This is a genomic window from Amycolatopsis umgeniensis, from assembly GCF_014205155.1.
Classification (GTDB): domain Bacteria; phylum Actinomycetota; class Actinomycetes; order Mycobacteriales; family Pseudonocardiaceae; genus Amycolatopsis; species Amycolatopsis umgeniensis.
Genome location: NZ_JACHMX010000001.1, coordinates 4973072 through 4994068 on the forward strand (window position 1 = coordinate 4973072; position 20997 = coordinate 4994068).

Sequence of the window (20997 nt, forward strand, 5' to 3'; positions counted from 1 at the left end):
ATTGACGCATGGCGCACCACGTGACCGTCATGACCCGTACGGGCTGCCACCTGTGCGAGGTCGCGGAGCAGGACATCGAGCGGATCTGTGGCGAGCTGGGCGTCGCCTGGTCGGCGGAGGACGTCGACAGCGACCCCGAATGGCGGGCCGAATACGGCGACCGCGTGCCGGTGATCCTGGTCGACGACGCCGAGCACGGCTACTGGCGGGTCGAAGAGGACAGGCTCCGGAAAGCGCTGGCGTAACACACTCGTAAGGGGCGAACGGCCGACCCGAAGCGGGTTTCGCTCCGAAGATGGAGTCGTGGACGACGAACGCAGGATCACCTTCCCGCAAGCCGCTCTGACCGGGCTGCTCGCTCTCGCCGCCGCGCTCGGCGTCGGACATCTCGTCGCGGGCTTCGTCGGGTACACGGCTTCGCCGTTCGTCGCCGTGGCGAACTTCGTCATCGACCACAGCCCGCACGCCGTCGTCGCCTGGGCCGAGCGGACGCTCGAGACGTGGGACAAGCCGATCCTCAAGATCGGCCTCGCCGTGGTGCTGGTGCTGATCGCGCTGCTCGCGGGACAGCTTTCGCGTCGCAAGCCGCTGCCCGGCCAGGTGATCGTCGGCCTGCTCGGCGCGGCGGGCGTCGCCGCCGTCTTCGTGCGCACCGACCTCGGGCAGATCGCGTTGCTGGCGCCGGTGGCCGCGACGGTCGCCGGACTCGTCGTCTTCACCTGGTTGCAGTCGTTCTTCCGCCCGCCGGTGTTCTTCGACGCCCGCGAGGGCGAGGGACCGGACAGGCGGAAGGTGCTGATCACCGGCGCTTCCGTCGCGGCCGGGGCCGGTGTCGCCGCGCTGACCGGCCAGTTCGTCGGAACGCGGAAGAACGCCGAGGAGTCTCGCGCCGCCGTCGGCAGGCTCGTCGCGGCGAAGACGGCGCCCCCGATCCCGCCCGACGCGGACTTCGTGAAGTTCGGCACCCCGCCGTACCTCACCCCATCGAAGGATTTCTATCGGATCGACACGGCGCTGGTCGTCCCGCAGGTCCGCACCGAGGACTGGAGTCTGCGGATCCACGGCATGGTCGGCCGCGAGGTCACCTATTCGTATGAGGACCTGCGCTCGCGGCCGCTGATCGAACGCGACGTCACCCTGTGCTGTGTGTCCAACGAGGTCGGCGGTCCGTACATCTCCAACGCGCGCTGGCTCGGCATCGACCTGCGCGACCTGCTGAACGAGGCGGGCGTGAAACCCGGCGCCGAGCAGATGTTCGCGACCAGTGTCGACGGCTGGACCTGCGGAACCCCGGTCGAAGCGGCCCTGGATCCGGCGCGCGGCGCGATGCTCGCGATCGGCATGGACGGCGAACCGCTGCCGATCGAGCACGGCTTTCCCGCGCGCATCGTGATCCCCGGGCTGTACGGCTACGTGTCCGCCACGAAATGGGTGACCGAGCTGGAGATCACCACCTGGAAGGACCGCGACGCGTACTGGCTGAACCGGGGCTGGGCGCGCGAGGGACCGGTGAAGACGCAGTCGCGGATCGACGCGCCCGGTTCGGCGGTGACGGCGGGCAAGGTCGTCGTGTCCGGGATCGCGTGGGCGCAGCACACCGGCGTCGCGAAGGTCGAGATCCGGGTCGACCAGGGGCCGTGGCGGGAGACCGTCCTTTCGGCCGAGACGACGAAGGACACCTGGCGCATGTGGTGGACCGAAGTCGACGTCGCCGCTGGTCAGCATCAGATCGCCGTCCGGGCGACGGATCGGTCGGGCTACACGCAGACGGAGGAGCGCGTCGGAACCGTGCCCGACGGCGCCACCGGACTTCACACGGTGGCGGTCAACGCGCGCTGACGCGAGCTTGGACACAGCACCTACCAGTGACTTTGTGCCTGCGTTCACAAGTGGCTACCGTAGATACGTCGCCTCCGAAAGCGCCCGGCATCGAACCGGACTCAGCGCCGCGGGTCAAGAGCCGATTTCGTGGTTCGGGCGACTCATGTCGTCAGCAGGACCAGAGGAGCGGACAAGCGTGGTGTCGCAACGAGGCCGGCGCACCCGGGTGACACCGGACGCCGACAACGCGCCCACCGCGGAGATGCCCGCCGTCGAGGCCACCGCCGAACCGGAAGCGGTCCGCGCGAAGTCGATCCCCGAGGCCGCCGTCGCGCGCCTCGCCGTCTACCTCCGCGTCCTTTCCGGGCTGGCCGAGCAGGGCGCGACGACGATCTCCAGCGAGGAACTCTCGCAGGCCGCGGGCGTCAACTCCGCGAAACTGCGCAAAGACCTGTCGTACCTCGGCTCGTACGGCACGCGCGGCGTCGGCTACGAGGTCAGCGTCCTGGTCAGCCAGATCGAGCGGATCCTCGGCCTGACCCGCAAGCACAAGGTCGCCGTGGTCGGGATCGGAAACCTCGGGCACGCGCTGGCCAACTACGGCGGGTTCCCCGGCCGCGGGTTCCCGGTCGAGGCACTGTTCGACCTCGACCCGGACCTGGTCGGCGTCCCGGTCGGCGGTCTCCCGGTCTCGCATCTCGACGAGATCCCCAAAGTCTGCGCCGAACGGCAGATCTCCATCGGCGTCATCGCCACTCCGCCCACCGCCGCGCAGTCGGTCTGCGACAGGCTCGTCGCAGGTGGCGTGCAGTGCATCCTGAATTTCGCCCCGGTGGTGCTGCAGGTTCCGGCACATATCGAGGTGCGCAAGGTCGATCTCGCCGTCGAGCTGCAGATCCTGTCGTTCCACGTCGCTCGCCGCGCCGATCTGGCCGCTCACGGCAACGGCGGAGGAGACGCCGCCCCCAAGGGCGCCGAGAATGGCAGCGTGAACGGCCACGGCAACGGAATGGTGGTGCGCTGAAAATGAGCGTGTTGGCTGTCGGGCTCTCGCACCGCAGTGCCGAGCTGAACACCCTGGAGCGCGTCGCGGTCCCCGCGACCGACGTGACCAAGGTGCTCCACGAACTGCAGCAGGCCGAGCACGTCAGCGAGGCGATCCTCGTCTCCACCTGCAACCGCATCGAGGTCTACGCGGTCGTCGAGACCTTCCACGGCGGCCTGAACGACGTCTCCGACGTGCTCGCCCGCCAGGCCGGGATGGAGCCCGCGGACCTCTACGACTCGCTGTACGTGCACTACGCGGGCGCCGCGATCGAGCATCTGTTCTCGGTCACCTCCGGGCTGGACTCGATGGTCGTCGGCGAGACGCAGATCCTCGGCCAGATCCGGTCCTCGTACGCCACCGCGCGCGACGCCGGCACCGTCGGCCGCACACTGCACGAGCTGATCCAGACCACGCTGCGCGTCGGCAAGCGCGTTCACTCCGAGACCGGTCTGGACAAGCTCGGCGCGTCGGTGGTCTCCGAGGCGCTGGCCGCGGCCGGGGACATCGCGGGCAAGCACGCGCTGATCGTCGGCGCCGGTTCGATGGGCGCGCTGACCGCGTCCCAGCTGCGCAAGTCCGGGATCGGCGAGATCACCATCGCCAACCGCACCGAGGCCAGGGCCGCCCGTCTCGCCGCCGCGAGCGTCGAGCAGGGAGTGCCCGCCAAGGCCGTCCAGATGAGCGGGATCGCGGACGCGGTCGCCGAGGCGGACATCGTCATCTGCTGCACCGGCGCGAACGCCGCCGTGTTCACCGCCGGGCACGTCCCGGCCCGCGCCGGACGCCCGCTGGTCGTCTGCGACCTGGGCCTCCCGCGTGACGTCGAGCACGAGGTCGCCGAGCTGGCCGACGTCACCGTCGTCGACCTCGAGACCATCCAGCGCCGCATGCGCGAAGCGGGCGCCCCGACCACCGAACGCCAGACCGCGAAGGCCACCGGCATCGTGCTCGACGAGGTGCGCGAGTACCTCGCCGGACAGCGCAGCGCCGAGGTCACCCCGACGGTGACGGCGCTGCGGCGCCGCGCGGCCGAGGTGGTCGACGCCGAACTGCTGCGGCTGGACAACCGCCTGCCGGATCTCGAGGCCGGGGTCCGCGAGGAGGTCGGCCGCACGGTCCGCCGCGTGGTCGACAAGCTGCTGCACGCGCCGACGGTGCGGGTCAAGCAGCTGGCCGCCGAGACGGCCGACACCGACTACGCCAACGCGCTGCGCGAGCTGTTCTGCCTCGACCCGCAGGCGCCCGCCGCCGTGGCGAGTCCCACCGCGACGAAAGACGAGTGATCATCAAGTGAGCAGAGTCATCCGGATCGGGACGCGCGGCAGCAAACTCGCCCTCGCGCAGACCGGCACCATCGCCGACGCCTTGCGCGCCACCGGGGCCGAGGTCGAGCTCGTCACCGTGACGACCCCCGGCGACAAATCTTCCGCCCCGATCCCGACGATCGGGGTCGGCGTGTTCACTTCCGCGCTGCGCGAAGCCTTGCTGCGCGAGGAAGTCGACGTCGTCGTGCACTCGTACAAGGACCTGCCGACGAAGCCGGAGCCGGGCATCACGCTCGCCGCCGTGCCGCGCCGCGAGGACCCGCGTGACGCGCTGATCGCCCGTGACGGGCTCACTCTCGGCGAGCTCCCGCCCGGTTCGACGGTCGGCACCGGCTCGCCGCGGCGCACCGCGCAACTGCGCGCGCTCGGTCTCGGTTTGGAAATCGTGCCGATCCGAGGCAATATCGACACCCGCATGCGCAAGGTGACCGACGGAGAGCTCGACGCCGTCGTCCTGGCGCGTGCCGGACTGGCCAGGATCGGCCGGGCGGAGGAGATCACCGAGACCCTCGACCCGATCCAGATGCTGCCCGCGCCCGCACAGGGTGCGCTGGCGGTGGAGTGCCGGGCCGGTGACGTGGACATCGAGCACCTGCTCGGGTCCACAGTGGACGATGAAGGCACCCGTGCCGTGGCGACCGCCGAGCGGGCGTTGCTCGCGGCGCTGGAAGCCGGGTGCAGCGCACCGGTCGGAGCGCTGGCGGAGATCGTCGAGGACCTGGACGCCGATGGGCGGGTCGTCGAGCGGATCTCGTTGCGGGGCACCGCCGCCGTCGAAGGGGACGGGGACGCGGTCGACATGGTGCGCGCTTCCGCGCTCGCCGACAAGCACGAAGCCGAGCAGCTCGGGCGGACATTGGCCGCCGAACTGCTCAACCTGGGGGCCGGCGCGCTGTCCGGCCCCGCCCAGTGAGTCAGAACGTTGAAGGTAGGGCCGCGATCGACTGCGGCCGCTCAAGAGGAGAACGCACAGATGACCCCCGCGCGTAAGACCACCGGGCGTGTCGCCTTCGTGGGCTCGGGCCCCGGTGACGCCGGTCTCCTGACCGTCCGCGCTCAGGAGCTGCTCGCCAAGGCCGAGGTCGTGGTGACCGACCCGGACGTCCCTTCGGGCGTCCTGGCCCTCACCGCCGAGGGCGCCGAAGTGCGCCCCGCCGTCGGCGAGGCCACCGAGGTCGCCAAGGACCTGGTGAACGAGGCCAAGGCGGGACGGCTGGTGCTCCGGCTGATCGCCGGTGACCCGCTGACCCAGCCCGCCGTCGTCGCCGAGGTGCAGGCCGTTTCCCGGACCAGCGCCGTCTTCGACATCATCCCGGGCGTTTCGCCCGGCGCCGCCGTCCCGGCGTACGCCGGTGTCGCGCTTGGCGGCACCCACACCGAGGTCGACGTCCGCGGTGACGTCGAATGGGCCGCACTGGCCGCCACCCCGGGCCCGATCGTGCTGCACGCGACTTCGGCGCATCTCGCCGAGGCCGCGTCCGCGCTGACCGAGCACGGGCTGCCGTCGAGCACCCCGGTCGCGGTCACGTCGAACGGGACGATCAACACCCAGCGCACCCTGGACACCACGCTGGCCACCGTCGCGAACGAGGCGGGCGAGCTCGTCGGCCCGCTGATCGTGACCATCGGCCAGGCCGTCGGCCAGCGCTCGAAGCTGTCGTGGTGGGAGTCGCGCGCGCTGTACGGCTGGAAGGTCCTGGTGCCGCGCACCAAGGAGCAGGCCGGTGAGATGGCGGAGCGGCTTCGCGGCCACGGCGCCACCTCGCACGAGGTCCCGACCATCTCGGTCGAGCCGCCGCGCAGCCCCGCGCAGATGGAGCGTTCGGTCAAGGGTCTCGTCGACGGCCGCTACCAGTGGATCGTCTTCACCTCGACCAACGCCGTCCGCGCGGTGTGGGAGAAGTTCGAGGAGTTCGGCCTCGACGCCCGCGCCTTCTCCGGCGTCAAGATCGCTTGCGTCGGCGAATCGACAGCCGCGAAGGTGCGCTCGTTCGGCATCATCCCCGAGCTGATCCCGGAAGGTGAGCAGTCCTCGGAAGGCCTCCTCGCCGAGTTCCCGCCGTACGACGACGTCCTCGACCCCGTCGACCGCGTGCTGCTGCCGCGGGCGGACATCGCCACCGAGACCCTTTCGGCCGGTCTGCGGGAACGCGGCTGGGAAATCGACGACGTGACCGCGTACCGCACGGTGCGGGCCGCGCCGCCGCCAGCCGAGACCCGCGAGATGATCAAGACCGGCGGTTTCGACGCGGTCTGCTTCACCTCGTCCTCGACCGTGCGGAACCTCGTCGGCATCGCCGGCAAGCCGCACACCCGCACGCTGGTCGCGTGCATCGGCCCGAAGACCGCGGAAACCGCCGTGGAGTTCGGGCTGCGGGTCGACGTCCAGCCCGAGAAGGCCGACGTCCCGCACCTGGTCGACGCGCTCGCCGAGCACGCCGCGCGGCTCCGCGCCGAGGGCGCGCTCCCGCCGCCGCGCAAGGCCAAGCGGGCTCGCCGCTCCTGACGATCGCCGAAAGCCCCCTTCTCACGTTTCGCGTGGGAAGGGGGCTTTTTCGTTCCTTAGTGAAGCTTTACCGCTTGCGAAGCGGTGGGCCCTAGCCTCGGTGGCTTCGACAAGCACTGGGGAGTGATCATGAAGTCTCTTGCACGGGCCGCCACCGTCCTGGGTGTACTGGCCCTCGGTTCCGCCGGACTCGCGGGCGCGGCGGCCGCGGCTCCTACGCCGTTCGAGGTGTGCAGCCCGCTCGGCTGCGCGGTGCAGAGCGTCCAGTTCACCATCGGTACGGACACGGTGTTCGCCACGTTGACCGACAACTCGCCGACTGCGGCTCTCATCGCGCAGTTCATCGTGTCCTCGCCGGGTCAGATCGCCATCGTCCGCGTCGACGACGGGGTGTTCCACGCCGTGGTCAGGTTGCCCGCCGGTTGGAAGCAGTTGACGGTGAAGGCCTGCTCCACCGTGAACAACTGCAACAGCAAGACCATCATCCGGCTGTAAGACCCCAGCGGTCGTGTTGGCCTTCCAATCACGCGTGTCGTCCGTCTGATCACACGTGTCGTCCACCCAATCACGCGAAACACCGACTCGCCCGAACTGGTCGAGTGGCGACCAGAACGGCACCTGCCACTCGCCACCCCAGCCCGGCATCCCGCAGCCACCCTGATGTCGCGAAAGCCACTTTCGGGACATCAGACGTCCCGAAAGTGGCTTTCGCGACACCCGGAGCTTCGCCTCAACGGCCCCAGACGCCACTCACGAGAAGAACTTCACGACCTCCGTGTACGCCAGATACGCGAACATCGCCAGGCACACCCCCAGCAGCCCGTTCGAAACCCAGCCGGACCGCCCTTCGCGAGGCACCCGCGAAGTGTTCAGCAGTACCAGCAACGTCGCCGCCAGGAACGGCATGAACAACGAGCCCAGCACGCCGTAGATCACGGTGAGCTGGAAGGGCTGGTCGAGGAACAGCAACGCCATCGGCGGAAAAGTCAGCCACAGCACGTAACCCCGGTAGGCGGGACTGCGTTCCCCGGCCTTCTTTTCATACGTCTCAACGCTTTCCGTCGTGTCCGCGGGCAGCCGGAGGATGCGCCACCAGTCCGCGAAGAGCAGGCTCACGCCGTGCCAGACCCCGATCACCGACGTGAACGAAACCGCGAAGAAGCCGATGAGGAACGGGATCCGCGCCCATTGCCCGTAGTCCGCGGCGAGGGTGTCTCCGAGGAACAGCAGGCCCTTGTCGCCCGAGAGGATCTTCTGGCCCAGCAGCAGTTCCGCGCCGACGATCAGCATCGCGATCACGAAGATCCCGGTCATGAGGTAGCCGACGGCGTTGTCGGTGCGCATCATCGGCAGCCACTTCGCCGAACGCCAGCCTTTCGCGAGCGTCCAGTAGCCGTAGGCCGCCATGGTGATCGTGCCGCCGACGCCGCCGATCAGGCCGAGGACGTAGACGAGTGAGCCGTCGGGCAGCGTGGGGACGGCGCCCTTGAACAACTCGGCGAAGTTCGGCACGACGAGGATCGCGGTGCCGACGACGGTCACGAACATCACGCCGGTGAGCACCGTCATCAGCTTCTCGATGATCGCGTAGCGGCCGAACCACACCAGCGCGAAGCCGAGCAGGCCGCAGAGCATCGCCCAGTACCGCACCGAAAGCGCGGGGAAGAGCGCGTTCAGCGGCAGTCCCGACGCCGACATCGCGGTCGCGCCGTAGACGAACCCCCAGATCACCGCGTAGATCCCGAAGTAGATCAGCGCCCAGATCCCCAGCGTCCGCCAGCCGGACAGGATCGTCCGACCCGAGGTCAGATGCCAGCGGCCGACGGCTTCGGCCAGCGCGAGTTTGAAGATCGTCCCGACGAGCACCGCCCACAGCAGCGTGTACCCGAAGCGCGATCCGGCCACCATCGTGGCGACGAGGTCGCCCGCGCCGACCCCGGTCGCGGCGGCCATGATCCCGGGCCCGACCTGGCGCAGCCGTGCGCGCCAGCCGACGGGCGGTTCTTCCAGTTGGTCGATCACCGGTGAACTCGACATGCGGTGGAAAGTAACCCGCGTCACACCACCGAGGGAACTGGACAAAGGTGACTCTTTACCGTCTCTTAGGGAATGCCGCCCGACTGGACCAATGGGCCGTTCACCGCGCCTGCGGACCGGTTCCCGAGCGAGCCGGAGTACCGTCGTAGGGGTGTTTCCTGAGCATCGTCCCCGCAGGCTCCGTACCACTCCGGCCATGCGCAGGCTGGTCGGTGAGACGACGCTGCGCCCGCGCCAGCTGATCCTCCCGATGTTCGTGGCCGAGGGCATCGACGCGCCCCGCCCGATCGCCAGCATGCCCGGGGTCGTCCAGCACACCCGCGACACGCTGCGCAAAGCCGCCGTCGACGCGGTCAACGCCGGTGTCGGCGGGCTGATGCTGTTCGGCATCCCGAAGACGCGTGACGCGGAGGGTTCCGGCGCTGTCGACCCGGACGGCATCCTCAACGTCGCCCTGCGCGATCTGAGGTCCGAACTCGGTGACGCGACCGTCTTGATGGCCGACACCTGCCTCGACGAGTTCACCGATCATGGTCACTGCGGCGTCCTCGACGCCGAGGGCGGTGTCGACAACGACGCGACCCTGCGTCTTTACGCGGAAATGGGCCTCGCCCAGGCGGAAGCGGGCGCCCATCTGCTCGGGCCCAGCGGCATGATGGACGGCCAGGTCGGCGTCATCCGCGCCGCGCTCGACCGCGCCGGGCGCACCGAAACCGGGATCCTCGCCTACTCGGCGAAGTTCGCCAGCGCGTTCTACGGCCCCTTCCGCGAGGCCGTCGACTCGCAGCTGAAGGGCGACAGGAAGACGTATCAGCAGGATCCGGGCAACGTGCGCGAAGCGTTGCGCGAGATCGAGCTGGACATCGCCGAGGGCGCCGACATGGTCATGGTCAAGCCCGCGCTGTCCTATTTGGACGTCATCAGGGCCGCCGCCGAAGCGTCGCCGGTTCCCGTGGCGGCGTACAACATCTCGGGCGAGTACGCGATGGTCGAAGCCGCCGCCGCGAACGGCTGGATCGAGCGCGAGCGCACGATCCTCGAGGTGCTGACGTCGATCCGCCGAGCGGGCGCGGACATGATCCTCACTTACTGGGCCGCCGAAGCCGCCGCTTGGCTGGACTAGGCTGCCTCGCGTGAGCGACAGCAAAGCGGGCGAAACGGACGACGAGCGCCGCAAGCGGGGGAGGGCACCAGATCCGCTCCTCCCAGGTCAGGAGCCGGTGAAGCCCGCCGTGCCGAAGCCGGTCGCGCTCTCGTTCTGGTTGTGGATCGCGACCGGTGTCTTCCTGCTGGCCGGGCCGGTCTACCTGCTGATCGGCAGGCAGTCGGTGATCGACGAGTTCACCAAACAGAACGCCGAACAGCGCGACCCCGCGCTGAAGGTCGATCCGGCGCGGATCGTTGACGGGGTCGACGGGCTGATCCTGAACCTGTTCGTCGGAGCGATCACGTTCGCCCTGCTCTTCGCGCTCTTCGCCTACAAGGCCCGCGAGGGAACGCGTTCGGCCAGGACGGTGCTGACCGTTCTCGCGGTCGTACTGGCCCTCATCGGGCTCTTCTACCTCGCAGGTGCGATCTTCGTGGTCATCGGCACGCTGCTGGCGGTGATCGCGCTGATCCTGATGTACCTGCCCAGCGTCGCCGACTACTACCCGAAGGTCGGGCGCAAGCTGCCATGACGCCCGAGCCGGCTCTTTACGGCGAACCCGGCGTCGGCTGGACGGCGCTGCTGTGGGCGCCGCTGTTCGCCCTCGCCGGGCTGCTCGCCGAACTGGCGACCGGCGGGCCGGTGCACTGGCCGGCCTGGATCCTGGTCGGCGTGGGACTGGTGGTGATCACCGTGCCGTGGGTCTACGCCCGCCGCCGGTACCTCTCGCTCGAAGTCACCGCCGACGGCTACCGGCAGGGCCGCGAAACCCTGGAGGCGGCCCGGATCGCCGAGGTCCTCGAGGACGACGAGGCTCCGGTCGGGGCACGGGTCCTCGGTGGTGGCTGGACGATCCCCAAGAAGCACGGCGAGGTCGGGCTGAAGCTCGAAGACGGGGTGTTCGTCCGAGCCTGGGCCAAGGATCCGGACGCCCTCCGCGAGGCGCTCGAGGATTTGGTGCGTGCTCGCACCACAGAGTCATGAGAAACTGCTCACCGTGATCGACCTTCCCCAGCCGACCGGGGCCGACCTGTGGCCACCGGAGGACGCCCGGCCCGCGGCCCGGCTGCACAAACCCCTGCGCGCCGTGGTGGGTGCCGTGGAACTGATCCTCGCCGCTCTCGCGGTGTGGGGCGTTTTCGCGTGCTGGAAAGCAGGGGTCGTCCAGGTCGTGATCACCTACGGCGAAACGACGACCCTCGAATCACAGCGCTACTTCGGCGGTCCGCTCGCCGGCGCCATCGGGCTGGGTGTGCTGGCCGCGATCCTGGTCGTGGACGCCATCCGCCAGTTCCTGCTCGCGGTGCGCACAAAACAGCGCAAGCCCAAGGACTAGGCACTGCCGGAGTAAGTCTGGTCGCGGTCTTCGCGCCCAGACTTACTCCGGCACCGCCTAGTTGAGCCAGACGACGGCGGCGTTGACGGCCGTCGAGAACAGCAGCCACAGCAGGTACGGCACGAGCAGCCAGGCCGCGAGCTTCGACCGGCGCCCGAACTCCATCATCGTGATGGGCACCACGAAGTCCAGCAGGACGACGTCGGCCAGCGCCAGGGCGTGCGCGCTGCCGGCGAAGAACAGCGGCGTCCACAACAGAGTCAGCAGCAGGCAGAGGCCGTAGAAGGCGAAGCCGCGCGTTTCGCCGTCCGTCCGCCAGTAGCACCAGCCCGCGACGGCGACCACGAGGAGCAGGGCCGACCACACCGGACCGTAGAGCCAGCCCGGCGGCGCCCATGACGGGCGTGCCAGCGCTTTGTCGGCCTCGGAGCGGGTGGCCACGGCCAACGCGGCCACCGCCCCCACGATCACCGAGAGGGCGATGAATCCCGTCAGGGCCTGCCAGCGCAGGCGACGGTGATGGGTCGGCGGTGACGGCACCGTGGACACGTGGATTCCTCCGCGAGTGTTTCGACAGGAGTGCTTCCCACCCTAGTGGGACCGGTCACGCCGCGCCCGGAACCGCGAGGACTCGGCGTCGGGTGTCATCCGGGATTTGCGAGACTGGGGGCGTGACTACCGGAGTCGATCAGTCCAAGGCATGGTTCGAACGAGCGAAGGCCGTGGTCCCGGGCGGGGTGAACTCCCCGGTGCGGGCCTTCAACTCCGTCGGCGGTACCCCGCGGTTCATGGTGCGCGGCGAGGGCCCGTACCTGTGGGACGCCGACGACAACCGCTACGTCGATCTGGTCTCCTCGTGGGGGCCGATGATCCTCGGGCACGCGCATCCGGACGTCGTCGCCGCCGCGCGTGAAGCAGCCGTCGACGGACTGTCGTTCGGCACCCCGACCCGCGGTGAGGTCGAGCTGGCCGAGGAGATCATCCGCCGCGTCGAGCCGGTGGAGCAGGTCCGCCTGGTCAACTCCGGCACCGAAGCGACGATGAGCGCGATCCGGCTGGCCAGGGGGTTCACCGGCCGGGCGAAGATCATCAAGTTCGCGGGCTGCTACCACGGCCACGTCGACGCGTTGCTCGCCGAAGCGGGCTCCGGCGTCGCGACACTCGGCCTCCCGACGTCGCCCGGTGTCACCGGCGCGCAGGCGGCCGACACGATCGTCCTGCCCTACAACGACCTCGACGCGGTCCGGAAGTCCTTTGTGGACAACTCCGACTCGATCGCCGCGATCATCACCGAAGCCGCCGCGGGCAACATGGGCGCCGTCGCCCCGTCCGAGGGCTTCAACGCCGGGCTCAAGGAGATCGCGAACGAGCACGGCGCGCTGCTGATCATGGACGAGGTGATGACCGGGTTCCGCGTCTCGAAGGCGGGCTGGTTCGGCCTCGAAGGCGTCGCCGGCGACCTGTACACCTTCGGCAAGGTGATGTCCGGTGGGCTGCCCGCCGCGGCCTTCGGCGGCCGCGCCGACGTGATGGCGAAGCTGGCCCCGGGCGGGCCGGTCTACCAGGCGGGGACGCTTTCGGGGAACCCCGTCGCCGTCGCCGCCGGGCTCGCGACGCTGCGCGCGGCCGACGACACCGTGTACGCGGCCCTCGACGCCAACGCGAAGCGGCTCGGCGACCTGTTCGACCGGTCGCTGACCGAGGCCGGGGTCACGCACACCGTGCAGTACGCGGGCAACCTGGTCAGCGTGTTCTTCAGTGAGAACCCGGTGACGAACTACCCGGGCGCGCAGGCTTCGGAGACCTGGCGGTTCCCCGCGTTCTTCCACGCGCTGCTGGACAACGGCGTGTACCCGCCGCCGAGCGCGTACGAGGCGTGGTTCGTCAACGCGGCCATGGGGGACGCCGAGTTCGAGATCATCGAGTCCGCGCTGCGCGTGGCCGCCCGCGCCGCGGCCGAGGCGGTCCAGGCGTGAGCGAGACGACGATCGTGCACCTGCTCCGCCACGGTGAAGTGCACAACCCGGACAAGATCCTGTACGGCCGCCTGCCCGGCTTCAAGCTCTCCGACCGCGGTCAGCGGCAGGCGCTGACTGTCGCCGAAGCCGTCGCGACGCACGACATCACGCACGTCGTCGCTTCGCCGCTTCAGCGCGCGCAAGAGACCGCGGCCCCGATCGCGGCCGCGCACCGGCTCGACGTCGACACCGACGAGCGGCTCATCGAGGCGGACAACCAGTTCGAGGGCGAGCGGGTCGCCGTCGGCGATGGCGCCCTTCGCCAGCCGAAGCACTGGCCGAAGCTGGTCAACCCGTTCCGGCCGTCGTGGGGTGAGCCGTACGTCGAGATCGCGCACCGCATGCTCGGCGCGATCTACCGGGCGCGGCAGGCGGCCGAGGGGCACGAGGCGCTGTGCGTCTCGCACCAGCTGCCGATCTGGACCGTGCGACGGTTCCTGGAGGCGAAGCGGCTCTGGCACGACCCGCGCGTCCGGCAGTGCTCGCTCGCTTCGCTGACCAGCCTGGTCTTCGAGGGCGAAGAACTTGTGCGGATCGTCTACAGCGAGCCCGCCGGCACCACCGACCCGAAGGTGACCGGGGCATGAAGCGGATGCTGGCGGCCATGGCGGTGCTGTTGCTCGTCGTCACGGGCTGCACCACCGGCAAGGACGCCGTCGTCACCGGCGGCACGTTCAACTTCGTGTCGCCGGGCGGGAAGGTCGACATCACCTACGACGTCGCCGATCGCCAGCAGTCGCCGACGCTGTCCGGCGACGACCTCATGAACGAGGGCAAGCAGCTCTCGATCGCCGAGTTCCCCGGCAAGGTCATCGTGCTGAACCTGTGGGGCCAGTGGTGCGGTCCTTGCCGCGTCGAGGCGCCTGAGATGCAGAAGGTCTACGACCAGACCAAGGCGTCCGGTGTCCAGGTGGTCGGCATCGACCTGCGTGACAACGACCGGGCACCGGCGCAGGACTTCGTGCGCGACCGGAAGCTGACGTACCCGTCGATCTACGACCCGGCCGGGCGGACGCTGCTGCAGCTCTCGGGCTATCCGCGCAACATCATCCCGTCGACGATCGTGCTGGACAAACAGCACCGCGTCGCGGCGGTGTTCCTGCGCGACCTGCTGGCTTCGGACCTGCTGCCCGTCGTCGAACGCCTGGTGGCCGAACCGGCCTGACCCCTCGCGCGTTTAGTCCTCTGGATGCGGTCCTTGCATGCGCAACTACCGCATCCAGAGGACTAAACGCGTGGGGCTGGTTATCCTCCTCCTCTGCCGCACGGAGCGGCGCTGAACTGGGGAGAAGGAAATGACGACTGCTTCGAACCTGCCCAGATCCGGGCAGCAGGACGCCGAGGCGATGATCGCCGAGGCCAAGAAGGCCTTCTGGGTCATGGTCGGCTTGCTCGTGGTGATCTGGGCGGTCCAGATCTTCAACGCGCTGGACGGATACGCGGTCTTCGAGACCGGGGCACGGGCGCGGGACATCAGCACGCTGCCCGCCATTCTCTTCGCGCCCTTCATCCACACCGGCTGGGAGCACATCGAGGGCAATTCGGGCCCGCTGTTCATCTTCGGCTTCCTCGCCGCGTATCGCGGGGTGAAGAAGTTCTTCGGCGTCACACTGCTGATCGCCATGGCGAGCGGCCTCGGCGCCTGGTTCCTCTCGCCCTCCGGTCTGATCGGCTTCGGCGCGAGTGGCCTCGTGATGGGCTTCTTCGGGTACGTCCTGGTGCGCGGGATCTTCGACCGCCACAAGATCGACATCGTCATCGGGCTGGTGATGGCGCTGTGCTTCGCCTACCAGTTCGCCAGCCTGTTCCCTCAGAACGAGCTCGTGAGCTGGCAGGCGCATCTCTTCGGCTTCCTCGGCGGTCTGGTCGGCGGCTGGGTGTTCCGGGACCGCCGTCCCAAACCCGAGGTCACCGCGCCCGCCTTCCCCACCGTCCCGCTGACGCCGCCCGACACCCTCAAGTAGTCCTCTGGTTGCGGTAGTTCGTCAGCGAACTACCGCAACCAGAGGACGAAACGCGAGATCCTCGGTCACGACAGGGCTGGAGGGCCCCACCTCACGCCCCGCGTTTAGTCCTCTGGATGCGGTCCTTGCGCGTGCAACTACCGCATCCAGAGGACTAAACGCGCGAGAGAGGGACGGGACCAACGTCCTGACCGGGTGCGACGTAGGTCCCGTTGAGGGCGCCCCGGCGTTTTCACTCCGACCACACTCCCTACGCTCAGCCGAGTGAACTCCGTTACCGAGCTGGCGCTCTCAGGGCCGCTGCTGCTCGCCGCGGGTGTCGCGCTGCTGGCCGGGACGATCTCCTTCGCGTCGCCGTGCGTCGTGCCGCTGGTGCCCGGGTATCTCGCGTACCTGGCGGCGCTGGTCGGCGCGGACGCCCCCGCGGTCAGCGCCGACGAGGAGCGCAAGAAGGGCCGCTACGCCGTCGTCGGCGCTGCGGCGCTGTTCGTGCTCGGGTTCACCGTCGTCTTCGTCGTGACACTGGGGACGCTGGTCTGGATCGCCGACGCCGTCGCGATCAACATGGACCTCCTCCAGCGCCTCGGCGGCGTGCTGACGATCGCGATGGCGCTCGTCTTCCTCGGCTGGATCCCCGGGCTCCAGCGCGAGTTCCGTTCCCACCACGTGCCGCGCGGCGGGCTGTGGGGCGCGCCCGTGCTCGGCGCGGTGTTCGGGCTCGGCTGGACGCCGTGCATCGGGCCGACGCTGTCCGCGGTCATCTCCATGGCCAGCGCCACCGGCGGGGCGGCGGCACGCGGTTACGTGCTGATCCTCGTCTACTGCCTCGGCCTCGGCGTCCCGTTCCTCCTCATCGCGTTCGGCGCCCGCTGGGCCGTCCGCGCGACCGACTGGCTGCGCCGCCACGGCCGTCAGGTGCAGGTCTTCGGCGGCGTCCTGCTGCTGATCGTCGGCCTCCTGCTGGTGACCGGGCTGTGGGGCGACATGACCGGCTGGATCCGGAACACCCTCGTGACCGACCTCAGGCTGCCCTTGTGACGACCGAATATCGCCAGACGCCGTTGAAGCGTGCCTTCGCCTTGCTCCGCAACACCTGGCGCGGGCTGACGTCGATGCGCACCGCGCTGGTGCTGCTGTTCCTGCTCGCGCTCGCCGCGATGCCCGGTGCCCTGCTGCCGCAGCGGAACCTCAACGCCGCCAAGACCGACGAGTACATCGCCGCGCACGGCTGGTGGGGTGAACTGCTCGAGCGCACGCAGTTCTTCGAGGTCTACGGCAGCGTCTGGTTCTCGGCGATCTACATCCTGCTGATGGTCTCGCTCATCGGCTGCCTCGCGCCGCGCAGCTTCGAATACGCGAAGGCGATGCGCGCGAAGCCGGTGATCACGCCGCGCAAGCTCTCGCGGATGCCGCATCACGTGTCCACCACGACCGATCGGACCCCCGAGACGGTCATGAAGGACACGCACGCGCTGCTCAAGGGTTGGCGCCGCGTAGAGCGCGAAGAGGCCGACGGAGTCCGAAGCATCTCCGCCGAACGCGGGTACCTCCGCGAGACCGGCAACCTCGTCTTCCACTTCGGCATGCTCGGCCTGATCATCTTCTTCGCGCTGGGCAAACTCTTCGGCTACGAAGGCCAGGTCATCGTCCAGGCCGACAACAGCCAGTGGTGCAACTCCGGCATCCTCGGCTACGACACCTTCAACGCGGGTCTCCGCGTCGACGGCACCGACCTGAACCCCTTCTGCATCCGGCTCAAGGACTTCGAAGCGCGCTACACCGCGTCCGGGCAGGCGAACTTCTACCACTCCGACATGGAGTACCAGTCCGGAGAGGATCTGCAGACCGGCGCGTGGAAGCCGTACGGACTCGAGGTCAACTCGCCGCTGCGCACCGCGGGCGACCGCGTCTACCTGCTGAACTTCGGCTACTCCCCGAAGTTCACGGTGACCTTCCCGGACGGCACCGTACGCACCAACATCACGCCGTGGCGCCCCGCCGACGAACCGACGAAGCTCTCCGAAGGCGCGACGAAGATCGACCAGCCCGGCATCGCCGACCCGATCGAGCGCCGCACCCGGCAACTGGCGATCACCGGACTCCTCGCGCCGACGGCGTTCCTGCACGGCAACGTGCTGACGTCGTCGCGGCCCGAGGCGAACAAGCCGGCGGTGGCCGTCGACATCTACCGCGGCGACCTCGGCCTCGACGCCGGCCGCGGGCAGTCGATCTTCCAGATCGACCAGTCGCTCGTCGAGGACGGCAGGCTCAAGAAGCTCACCAGGCAGAACTTGAACCAGGGCCAGGAGACCGTGCTGGACGACGGCACGAAGGTCCGTTTCGACGGCGTCCAGGAATGGGTCGCCATCCAGGTCTCGCACGATCCGGTGCAGGGCTGGGTGCTGGGCTGCGCGGTCGCGATGCTGATCGGGCTGGCGGGATCGTTGCTGGTCAAACGGCGTCGGGTGTGGGTCCGGGTGACCCCGGCGCGCGAAGGTGACACAGGTACCGTGATCGAGGTCGCCGGGCTGGCGCGCACCGATCAGGCGGGCTACGGCGAAGAGTTCCAGCGGATCGGCGACAAGCTGGTCCAGGGGCAGAGAGGCAACTAGAGGTCATGCCGATCAACGAGACGCTGTCCCAGTACAGCGACTACTCCTACACGACCGCGACGGCGATCTACGTCCTCGCGCTGATGTTCACCCTGTTCGAGCAGGGTTTCGGGGCGAAGGGCCGGTTGGCGACGGAGCGCAGCAAGCAGCGCGTCCGCGAATTGGTCGGCGCGGGCGGACCGTCGGTGACCACCGTGACGCCCGCCGAGCCTCCCCGCGAGGTCGGCCGCCCCGAGCGCATCGGCCGCATGGGCGCCGCGCTGCTGGTGCTCGCCGCGCTGCTGCACCTGGCCGCGATCGTGCTGCGCGGATTCGCCGTGCACCGCGCGCCCTGGGGCAACATGTACGAGTACGGCATGGCCACGACCTTCATCGCGGTCCTGACCTGGATCGTGATCCTGCGGAAGTTCCCGGTCCGCCACCTCACCGGCTTCCTGCTCACGCCGGTCGTGATCCTGATGTTCATCAACGGCACGATGCTGTACACGACGGCCGCGCCGGTGCAGCCCGCGCTGCAGTCGTACTGGCTGATCATCCACGTTTCCGCGGCGATCATCGGCTCGGGTGTCTTCCTGGTCCCCGGCGTCGCGAGCGTGCTCTACCTGTTCCGCGCGGCCCACGACGACAACCCGGCCAAGTTCCCCAAGTTCGGCCCGAAGCTGCCGACCGCGGACGTGCTCGACCGCATCGCCTACCGCACGACCATCTTCGCGTTCCCCGTCTTCACCTTCGGCGTGCTGTGCGGCGCCGTGTGGGCCGAGGCGGCCTGGGGCCGCTTCTGGGGCTGGGACCCGAAGGAGACCGTCGCGTTCGTCGCGTGGGTCGTCTACGCGGCGTACCTCCACTCCCGCGCCACCGCCGGCTGGCGGGGGAAGCGGGCGGCGATCATCAACGTCGTCGGGTTCTCGGCGACGGTGTTCAACCTGTTCTTCGTGAACCTGGTGACCTCGGGGCTGCACTCCTACGCCGGGGGCTGACCGTCGCCGCTGCACGCGAGCCGACTACCGTCAATACTGAGGTAGTGGGGGAAGACGTGCGCGGAGGAGGAATTCAGCGGTGACCGGACCCAGCGAAGAATCGGCTCCTGGCCACCCCGAACCCACCGAGAGCGCCCAGCCCTCGGAGCTGTTTTCCGAGGACAGGACGGACTCGGCGCCGCATCCGACGGCGAGCGGCTTCGAGGCCGAGCCGACGCAGGTCGTCCAGCCCCAGTACCCGCCGCAGGCTCAGTACCCGCAGCAGCCCGCTCAACAGCAGCCGCCGTTGCCGCAGCCGTCGCAGGGGCAGTACCAGCAGCCCTACGACCAGAACCTGCCCCCGCTGCACCCTCAGCAGCAGGCCGCCCAGTACCCGCCGCAGCAGCGGTACGCGCCGCCGCCTCAGCAGCAGGCCGTCCAGCAGCCCGGCGTGCCGGGGCTCCCGCAGCCGCAGGGCAGGCACGCGCTCCCGGACGAACTCGCCACCGCGAGCCTGGTCAAGCCGCAGAAGCGCAAGCCGCAGTCGGGCTGGCGCAAGGCGCTTTACGTGGGCACCGGCAAGCTCCTCAACCCGGGGGAGAGCCCGGCCGACACCCGTAAGCGTGAACTGATCGCGCAGATCAACCAGCCACTGCGCGGGTGCTACAAGATCGCGATGCTGAGCCTCAAGGGCGGTGTCGGCAAGACCACCACGACCACCACGCTGGGCTCGACGTTCGCGTCGCTGCGCGGGGACAGGGTCGTCGCCGTCGACGCGAACCCGGACCGCGGGACGCTTTCGCAGAAGATCCCGATCGAGACCACCGCGACCGTCCGGCACCTGCTGCGCGACGCGGACAAGATCACCCGCTACAGCGATGTCCGGTCCTACACCTCGCAGGGCGGGAGCCGGCTGGAGATCCTCGCCAGCGAGCAGGACCCGGCGGTTTCGGAAGCGTTCTCCGAGGACGACTACCGGCGCACGGTCAACCTGCTGGAGCACTTCTACAACATCGTGCTCACCGACTGCGGGACCGGTTTGATGCACTCGGCGATGAAGGGCGTCCTGGACGTCGCGGACGCGCTGGTGGTGGTCTCGTCAGGGTCCGTGGACGGGGCGCGCAGTGCTTCGGCGACGCTCGACTGGCTGGAGGCGCACGGCTACGGTGACCTGGTCAAACGGTCCGTCGCGGTGATCAACTCGGTGCGGCCGAAGGGCGGCTCCGTCGACCTCGACAAGCTTTCCGCGCACTTCGGCGCGCGGGTCCGTTCGGTCTGCCGCATCCCGTTCGACCCGCATCTGGAAGAAGGCGCCGAGATCGAACTGGACCGGCTCGACGCCGACACCAGGCTGGCGCTGCTGGAACTGGCCGCCACCGTCGCCGACGGTTTCGGCGGCCAGCAGTATCAGCCGATCCAGCCCTGAGTCCATCCATGCCCCCGCCGCCACCCTCAACGGAGGAGCTTCGCTCCCAGGCCTAGTCTTTACTCTTTGTCTTCGTCTTTACCTTTGCGCTGTTGCTCACCGAGCTTGCGCAGGAAGTCGGGGTCGTCGTCCGGGGCCAGCGTCGGCCGCGCCGAGGGCACCCCGACGCGCTCGATCCCGAACGCGCGCCACAAGACCACGGCGACGGTGAGCGCTCCGATGGCCGCGAGCAGATAGATCATGCTCGGTCCCTTTCCGCGTGGAGGACGTTGCTCAGTCCCACGAGGCTAGCCTCTTTGCCGCGCGCGGGGGGACTCATGGATACCCCAATGTGACGAAGGGCCGTTACGAACCCTTCGTCACCGGAGTCCCAATTGGGAGTAATGCGAGGTCAGACCTTGCGGGCGGGCTCGCTGGCGTCGGTGGTCAGCTCGGCGAGGAGCTCGTTCACTTCGGCCTCACGGAACCGGCGGTGCCCGCCGGGAGTGCGGATCGAGCCGATCCGGCCCGCGGTCGCCCATCGGGTCACGGTCTTGGGGTCAACCCGGAACAGGGCCGCCACTTCACCGGGGGTGAGCAACCTTCCGCCCATGGTCGCGGTCATTTTCCGCCTCCTTCACGGCTTCACTGCTAAACCGGAGGCGGGCACAGTGCCCGTCGTGCCGGGTAGCCAACACGGCAATCGTTGCATCTCACCCGTCAGGTACTCGAACGGTTGTCCAACAGTAAAGAGCCCTTAAAGGTCAAAACCGACAACCGCGACATGCCCCGCGCACTTGTCACGGATGTACGAAAACGCGC

23 protein-coding genes are annotated in these 20997 nt (G+C 69.1%); 19 read left to right on the plus strand and 4 right to left on the minus strand.

What is annotated here, in order from left to right:
* Window positions 1–8 precede the first annotated feature (8 nt).
* The 7 genes from HDA45_RS23520 to HDA45_RS23550 all read left to right on the plus strand — a co-directional run bounded on the left by HDA45_RS23520 (window position 9) and on the right by HDA45_RS23550 (window position 7195).
* The gene (locus HDA45_RS23520; protein WP_037332991.1) at window positions 9–245 is read left to right on the plus strand and encodes a glutaredoxin family protein; all 237 of its coding nucleotides are present in this window, start codon (window positions 9–11) and stop codon (window positions 243–245) included.
* A gap of 58 nt (window positions 246–303) precedes the next feature.
* The gene (locus tag HDA45_RS23525) at window positions 304–1839 is read left to right on the plus strand and encodes a molybdopterin-dependent oxidoreductase (protein ID WP_184898717.1); all 1536 of its coding nucleotides are present in this window, start codon (window positions 304–306) and stop codon (window positions 1837–1839) included.
* A gap of 178 nt (window positions 1840–2017) precedes the next feature.
* Window positions 2018–2845, plus strand: a complete 828-nt coding sequence (locus HDA45_RS23530; RefSeq protein WP_369862300.1) for a redox-sensing transcriptional repressor Rex — start codon at window positions 2018–2020, stop codon at window positions 2843–2845.
* A gap of 2 nt (window positions 2846–2847) precedes the next feature.
* Window positions 2848–4152: a glutamyl-tRNA reductase gene (locus HDA45_RS23535; protein ID WP_184898719.1), complete on the plus strand. Its 1305-nt coding sequence runs from the start codon at window positions 2848–2850 to the stop codon at window positions 4150–4152.
* A gap of 7 nt (window positions 4153–4159) precedes the next feature.
* Window positions 4160–5107, plus strand: a complete 948-nt coding sequence (gene hemC / locus HDA45_RS23540; protein ID WP_184898721.1) for a hydroxymethylbilane synthase — start codon at window positions 4160–4162, stop codon at window positions 5105–5107.
* A 60-nt stretch (window positions 5108–5167) separates the two neighbouring features.
* Window positions 5168–6700, plus strand: coding sequence for a bifunctional uroporphyrinogen-III C-methyltransferase/uroporphyrinogen-III synthase (locus tag HDA45_RS23545; protein ID WP_184898723.1), 1533 nt, complete (start codon window positions 5168–5170; stop codon window positions 6698–6700).
* A 129-nt stretch (window positions 6701–6829) separates the two neighbouring features.
* A complete protein-coding gene (locus HDA45_RS23550) occupies window positions 6830–7195 on the plus strand; it encodes a hypothetical protein (RefSeq protein WP_246480768.1) in 366 nt (121 codons plus the stop codon).
* A gap of 255 nt (window positions 7196–7450) precedes the next feature.
* Here HDA45_RS23550 and HDA45_RS23555 read toward each other — a convergent pair whose 3' ends face one another.
* Complete coding sequence (locus tag HDA45_RS23555; protein WP_184898727.1) at window positions 7451–8737, minus strand: Nramp family divalent metal transporter; 1287 nt, start codon at window positions 8735–8737, stop codon at window positions 7451–7453.
* A 151-nt stretch (window positions 8738–8888) separates the two neighbouring features.
* On the opposite strand from HDA45_RS23555, the gene hemB reads away from it, so the two are divergent.
* From hemB to HDA45_RS23575, 4 genes are read left to right on the plus strand one after another with little or no spacing between them, the layout of a single operon-like run.
* Window positions 8889–9860 (plus strand): porphobilinogen synthase, encoded by a 972-nt coding sequence (gene hemB / locus HDA45_RS23560; RefSeq protein WP_184898729.1) that lies wholly within the window; start codon window positions 8889–8891, stop codon window positions 9858–9860.
* A gap of 10 nt (window positions 9861–9870) precedes the next feature.
* Entirely contained in the window at window positions 9871–10416 is a 546-nt protein-coding gene (locus HDA45_RS23565; RefSeq protein ID WP_184898731.1) for a hypothetical protein, read from the plus strand.
* Window positions 10413–10868: a hypothetical protein gene (locus HDA45_RS23570; RefSeq protein ID WP_184898733.1), complete on the plus strand. Its 456-nt coding sequence runs from the start codon at window positions 10413–10415 to the stop codon at window positions 10866–10868. Before HDA45_RS23565 ends, HDA45_RS23570 begins: the two co-directional genes overlap by 4 nt.
* Complete coding sequence (locus HDA45_RS23575; RefSeq protein WP_184898735.1) at window positions 10846–11220, plus strand: hypothetical protein; 375 nt, start codon at window positions 10846–10848, stop codon at window positions 11218–11220. The genes HDA45_RS23570 and HDA45_RS23575 overlap by 23 nt, the downstream gene beginning before the upstream one ends.
* Before the next feature lie 57 nt (window positions 11221–11277).
* Here the strand turns inward: HDA45_RS23575 and HDA45_RS23580 are convergent, their stop codons facing one another.
* A complete protein-coding gene (locus tag HDA45_RS23580) occupies window positions 11278–11769 on the minus strand; it encodes a tryptophan-rich sensory protein (RefSeq protein ID WP_184898737.1) in 492 nt (163 codons plus the stop codon).
* A 122-nt stretch (window positions 11770–11891) separates the two neighbouring features.
* On the opposite strand from HDA45_RS23580, the gene hemL reads away from it, so the two are divergent.
* The 8 genes from hemL to HDA45_RS23620 all read left to right on the plus strand — a co-directional run bounded on the left by hemL (window position 11892) and on the right by HDA45_RS23620 (window position 20196).
* On the plus strand, window positions 11892–13196 hold the full coding sequence (hemL, locus tag HDA45_RS23585) for a glutamate-1-semialdehyde 2,1-aminomutase (protein ID WP_184898739.1): 1305 nt from the start codon (window positions 11892–11894) through the stop codon (window positions 13194–13196).
* Window positions 13193–13825, plus strand: coding sequence for a histidine phosphatase family protein (locus tag HDA45_RS23590; protein WP_101612025.1), 633 nt, complete (start codon window positions 13193–13195; stop codon window positions 13823–13825). Before hemL ends, HDA45_RS23590 begins: the two co-directional genes overlap by 4 nt.
* Entirely contained in the window at window positions 13822–14403 is a 582-nt protein-coding gene (locus HDA45_RS23595) for a TlpA family protein disulfide reductase (RefSeq protein WP_184898741.1), read from the plus strand. The genes HDA45_RS23590 and HDA45_RS23595 overlap by 4 nt, the downstream gene beginning before the upstream one ends.
* 130 nt (window positions 14404–14533) lie before the next feature.
* On the plus strand, window positions 14534–15202 hold the full coding sequence (locus HDA45_RS23600; protein ID WP_184898749.1) for a rhomboid family intramembrane serine protease: 669 nt from the start codon (window positions 14534–14536) through the stop codon (window positions 15200–15202).
* Window positions 15203–15466: 264 nt separating this feature from the next.
* Entirely contained in the window at window positions 15467–16240 is a 774-nt protein-coding gene (locus tag HDA45_RS23605; protein WP_184898751.1) for a cytochrome c biogenesis protein CcdA, read from the plus strand.
* Between the two features lie 74 nt (window positions 16241–16314).
* Window positions 16315–17814: a cytochrome c biogenesis protein ResB gene (resB, locus tag HDA45_RS23610; protein ID WP_246481349.1), complete on the plus strand. Its 1500-nt coding sequence runs from the start codon at window positions 16315–16317 to the stop codon at window positions 17812–17814.
* Between the two features lie 5 nt (window positions 17815–17819).
* Window positions 17820–18791 carry a c-type cytochrome biogenesis protein CcsB gene (gene ccsB / locus HDA45_RS23615; RefSeq protein WP_184898755.1) on the plus strand — a complete coding sequence of 324 codons (972 nt, stop codon included), beginning with the start codon at window positions 17820–17822 and terminating at the stop codon, window positions 18789–18791.
* A gap of 79 nt (window positions 18792–18870) precedes the next feature.
* Window positions 18871–20196, plus strand: coding sequence for a nucleotide-binding protein (locus HDA45_RS23620; RefSeq protein ID WP_184898757.1), 1326 nt, complete (start codon window positions 18871–18873; stop codon window positions 20194–20196).
* Between the two features lie 59 nt (window positions 20197–20255).
* On the opposite strand, the gene HDA45_RS23625 is transcribed toward HDA45_RS23620, so the two are convergent.
* Both HDA45_RS23625 and HDA45_RS23630 read right to left on the minus strand, forming a co-directional pair.
* Entirely contained in the window at window positions 20256–20438 is a 183-nt protein-coding gene (locus tag HDA45_RS23625; RefSeq protein ID WP_184898759.1) for a hypothetical protein, read from the minus strand.
* Between the two features lie 149 nt (window positions 20439–20587).
* Window positions 20588–20800: a BldC family transcriptional regulator gene (locus HDA45_RS23630; RefSeq protein WP_005151795.1), complete on the minus strand. Its 213-nt coding sequence runs from the start codon at window positions 20798–20800 to the stop codon at window positions 20588–20590.
* Window positions 20801–20997: the final 197 nt, after the last annotated feature.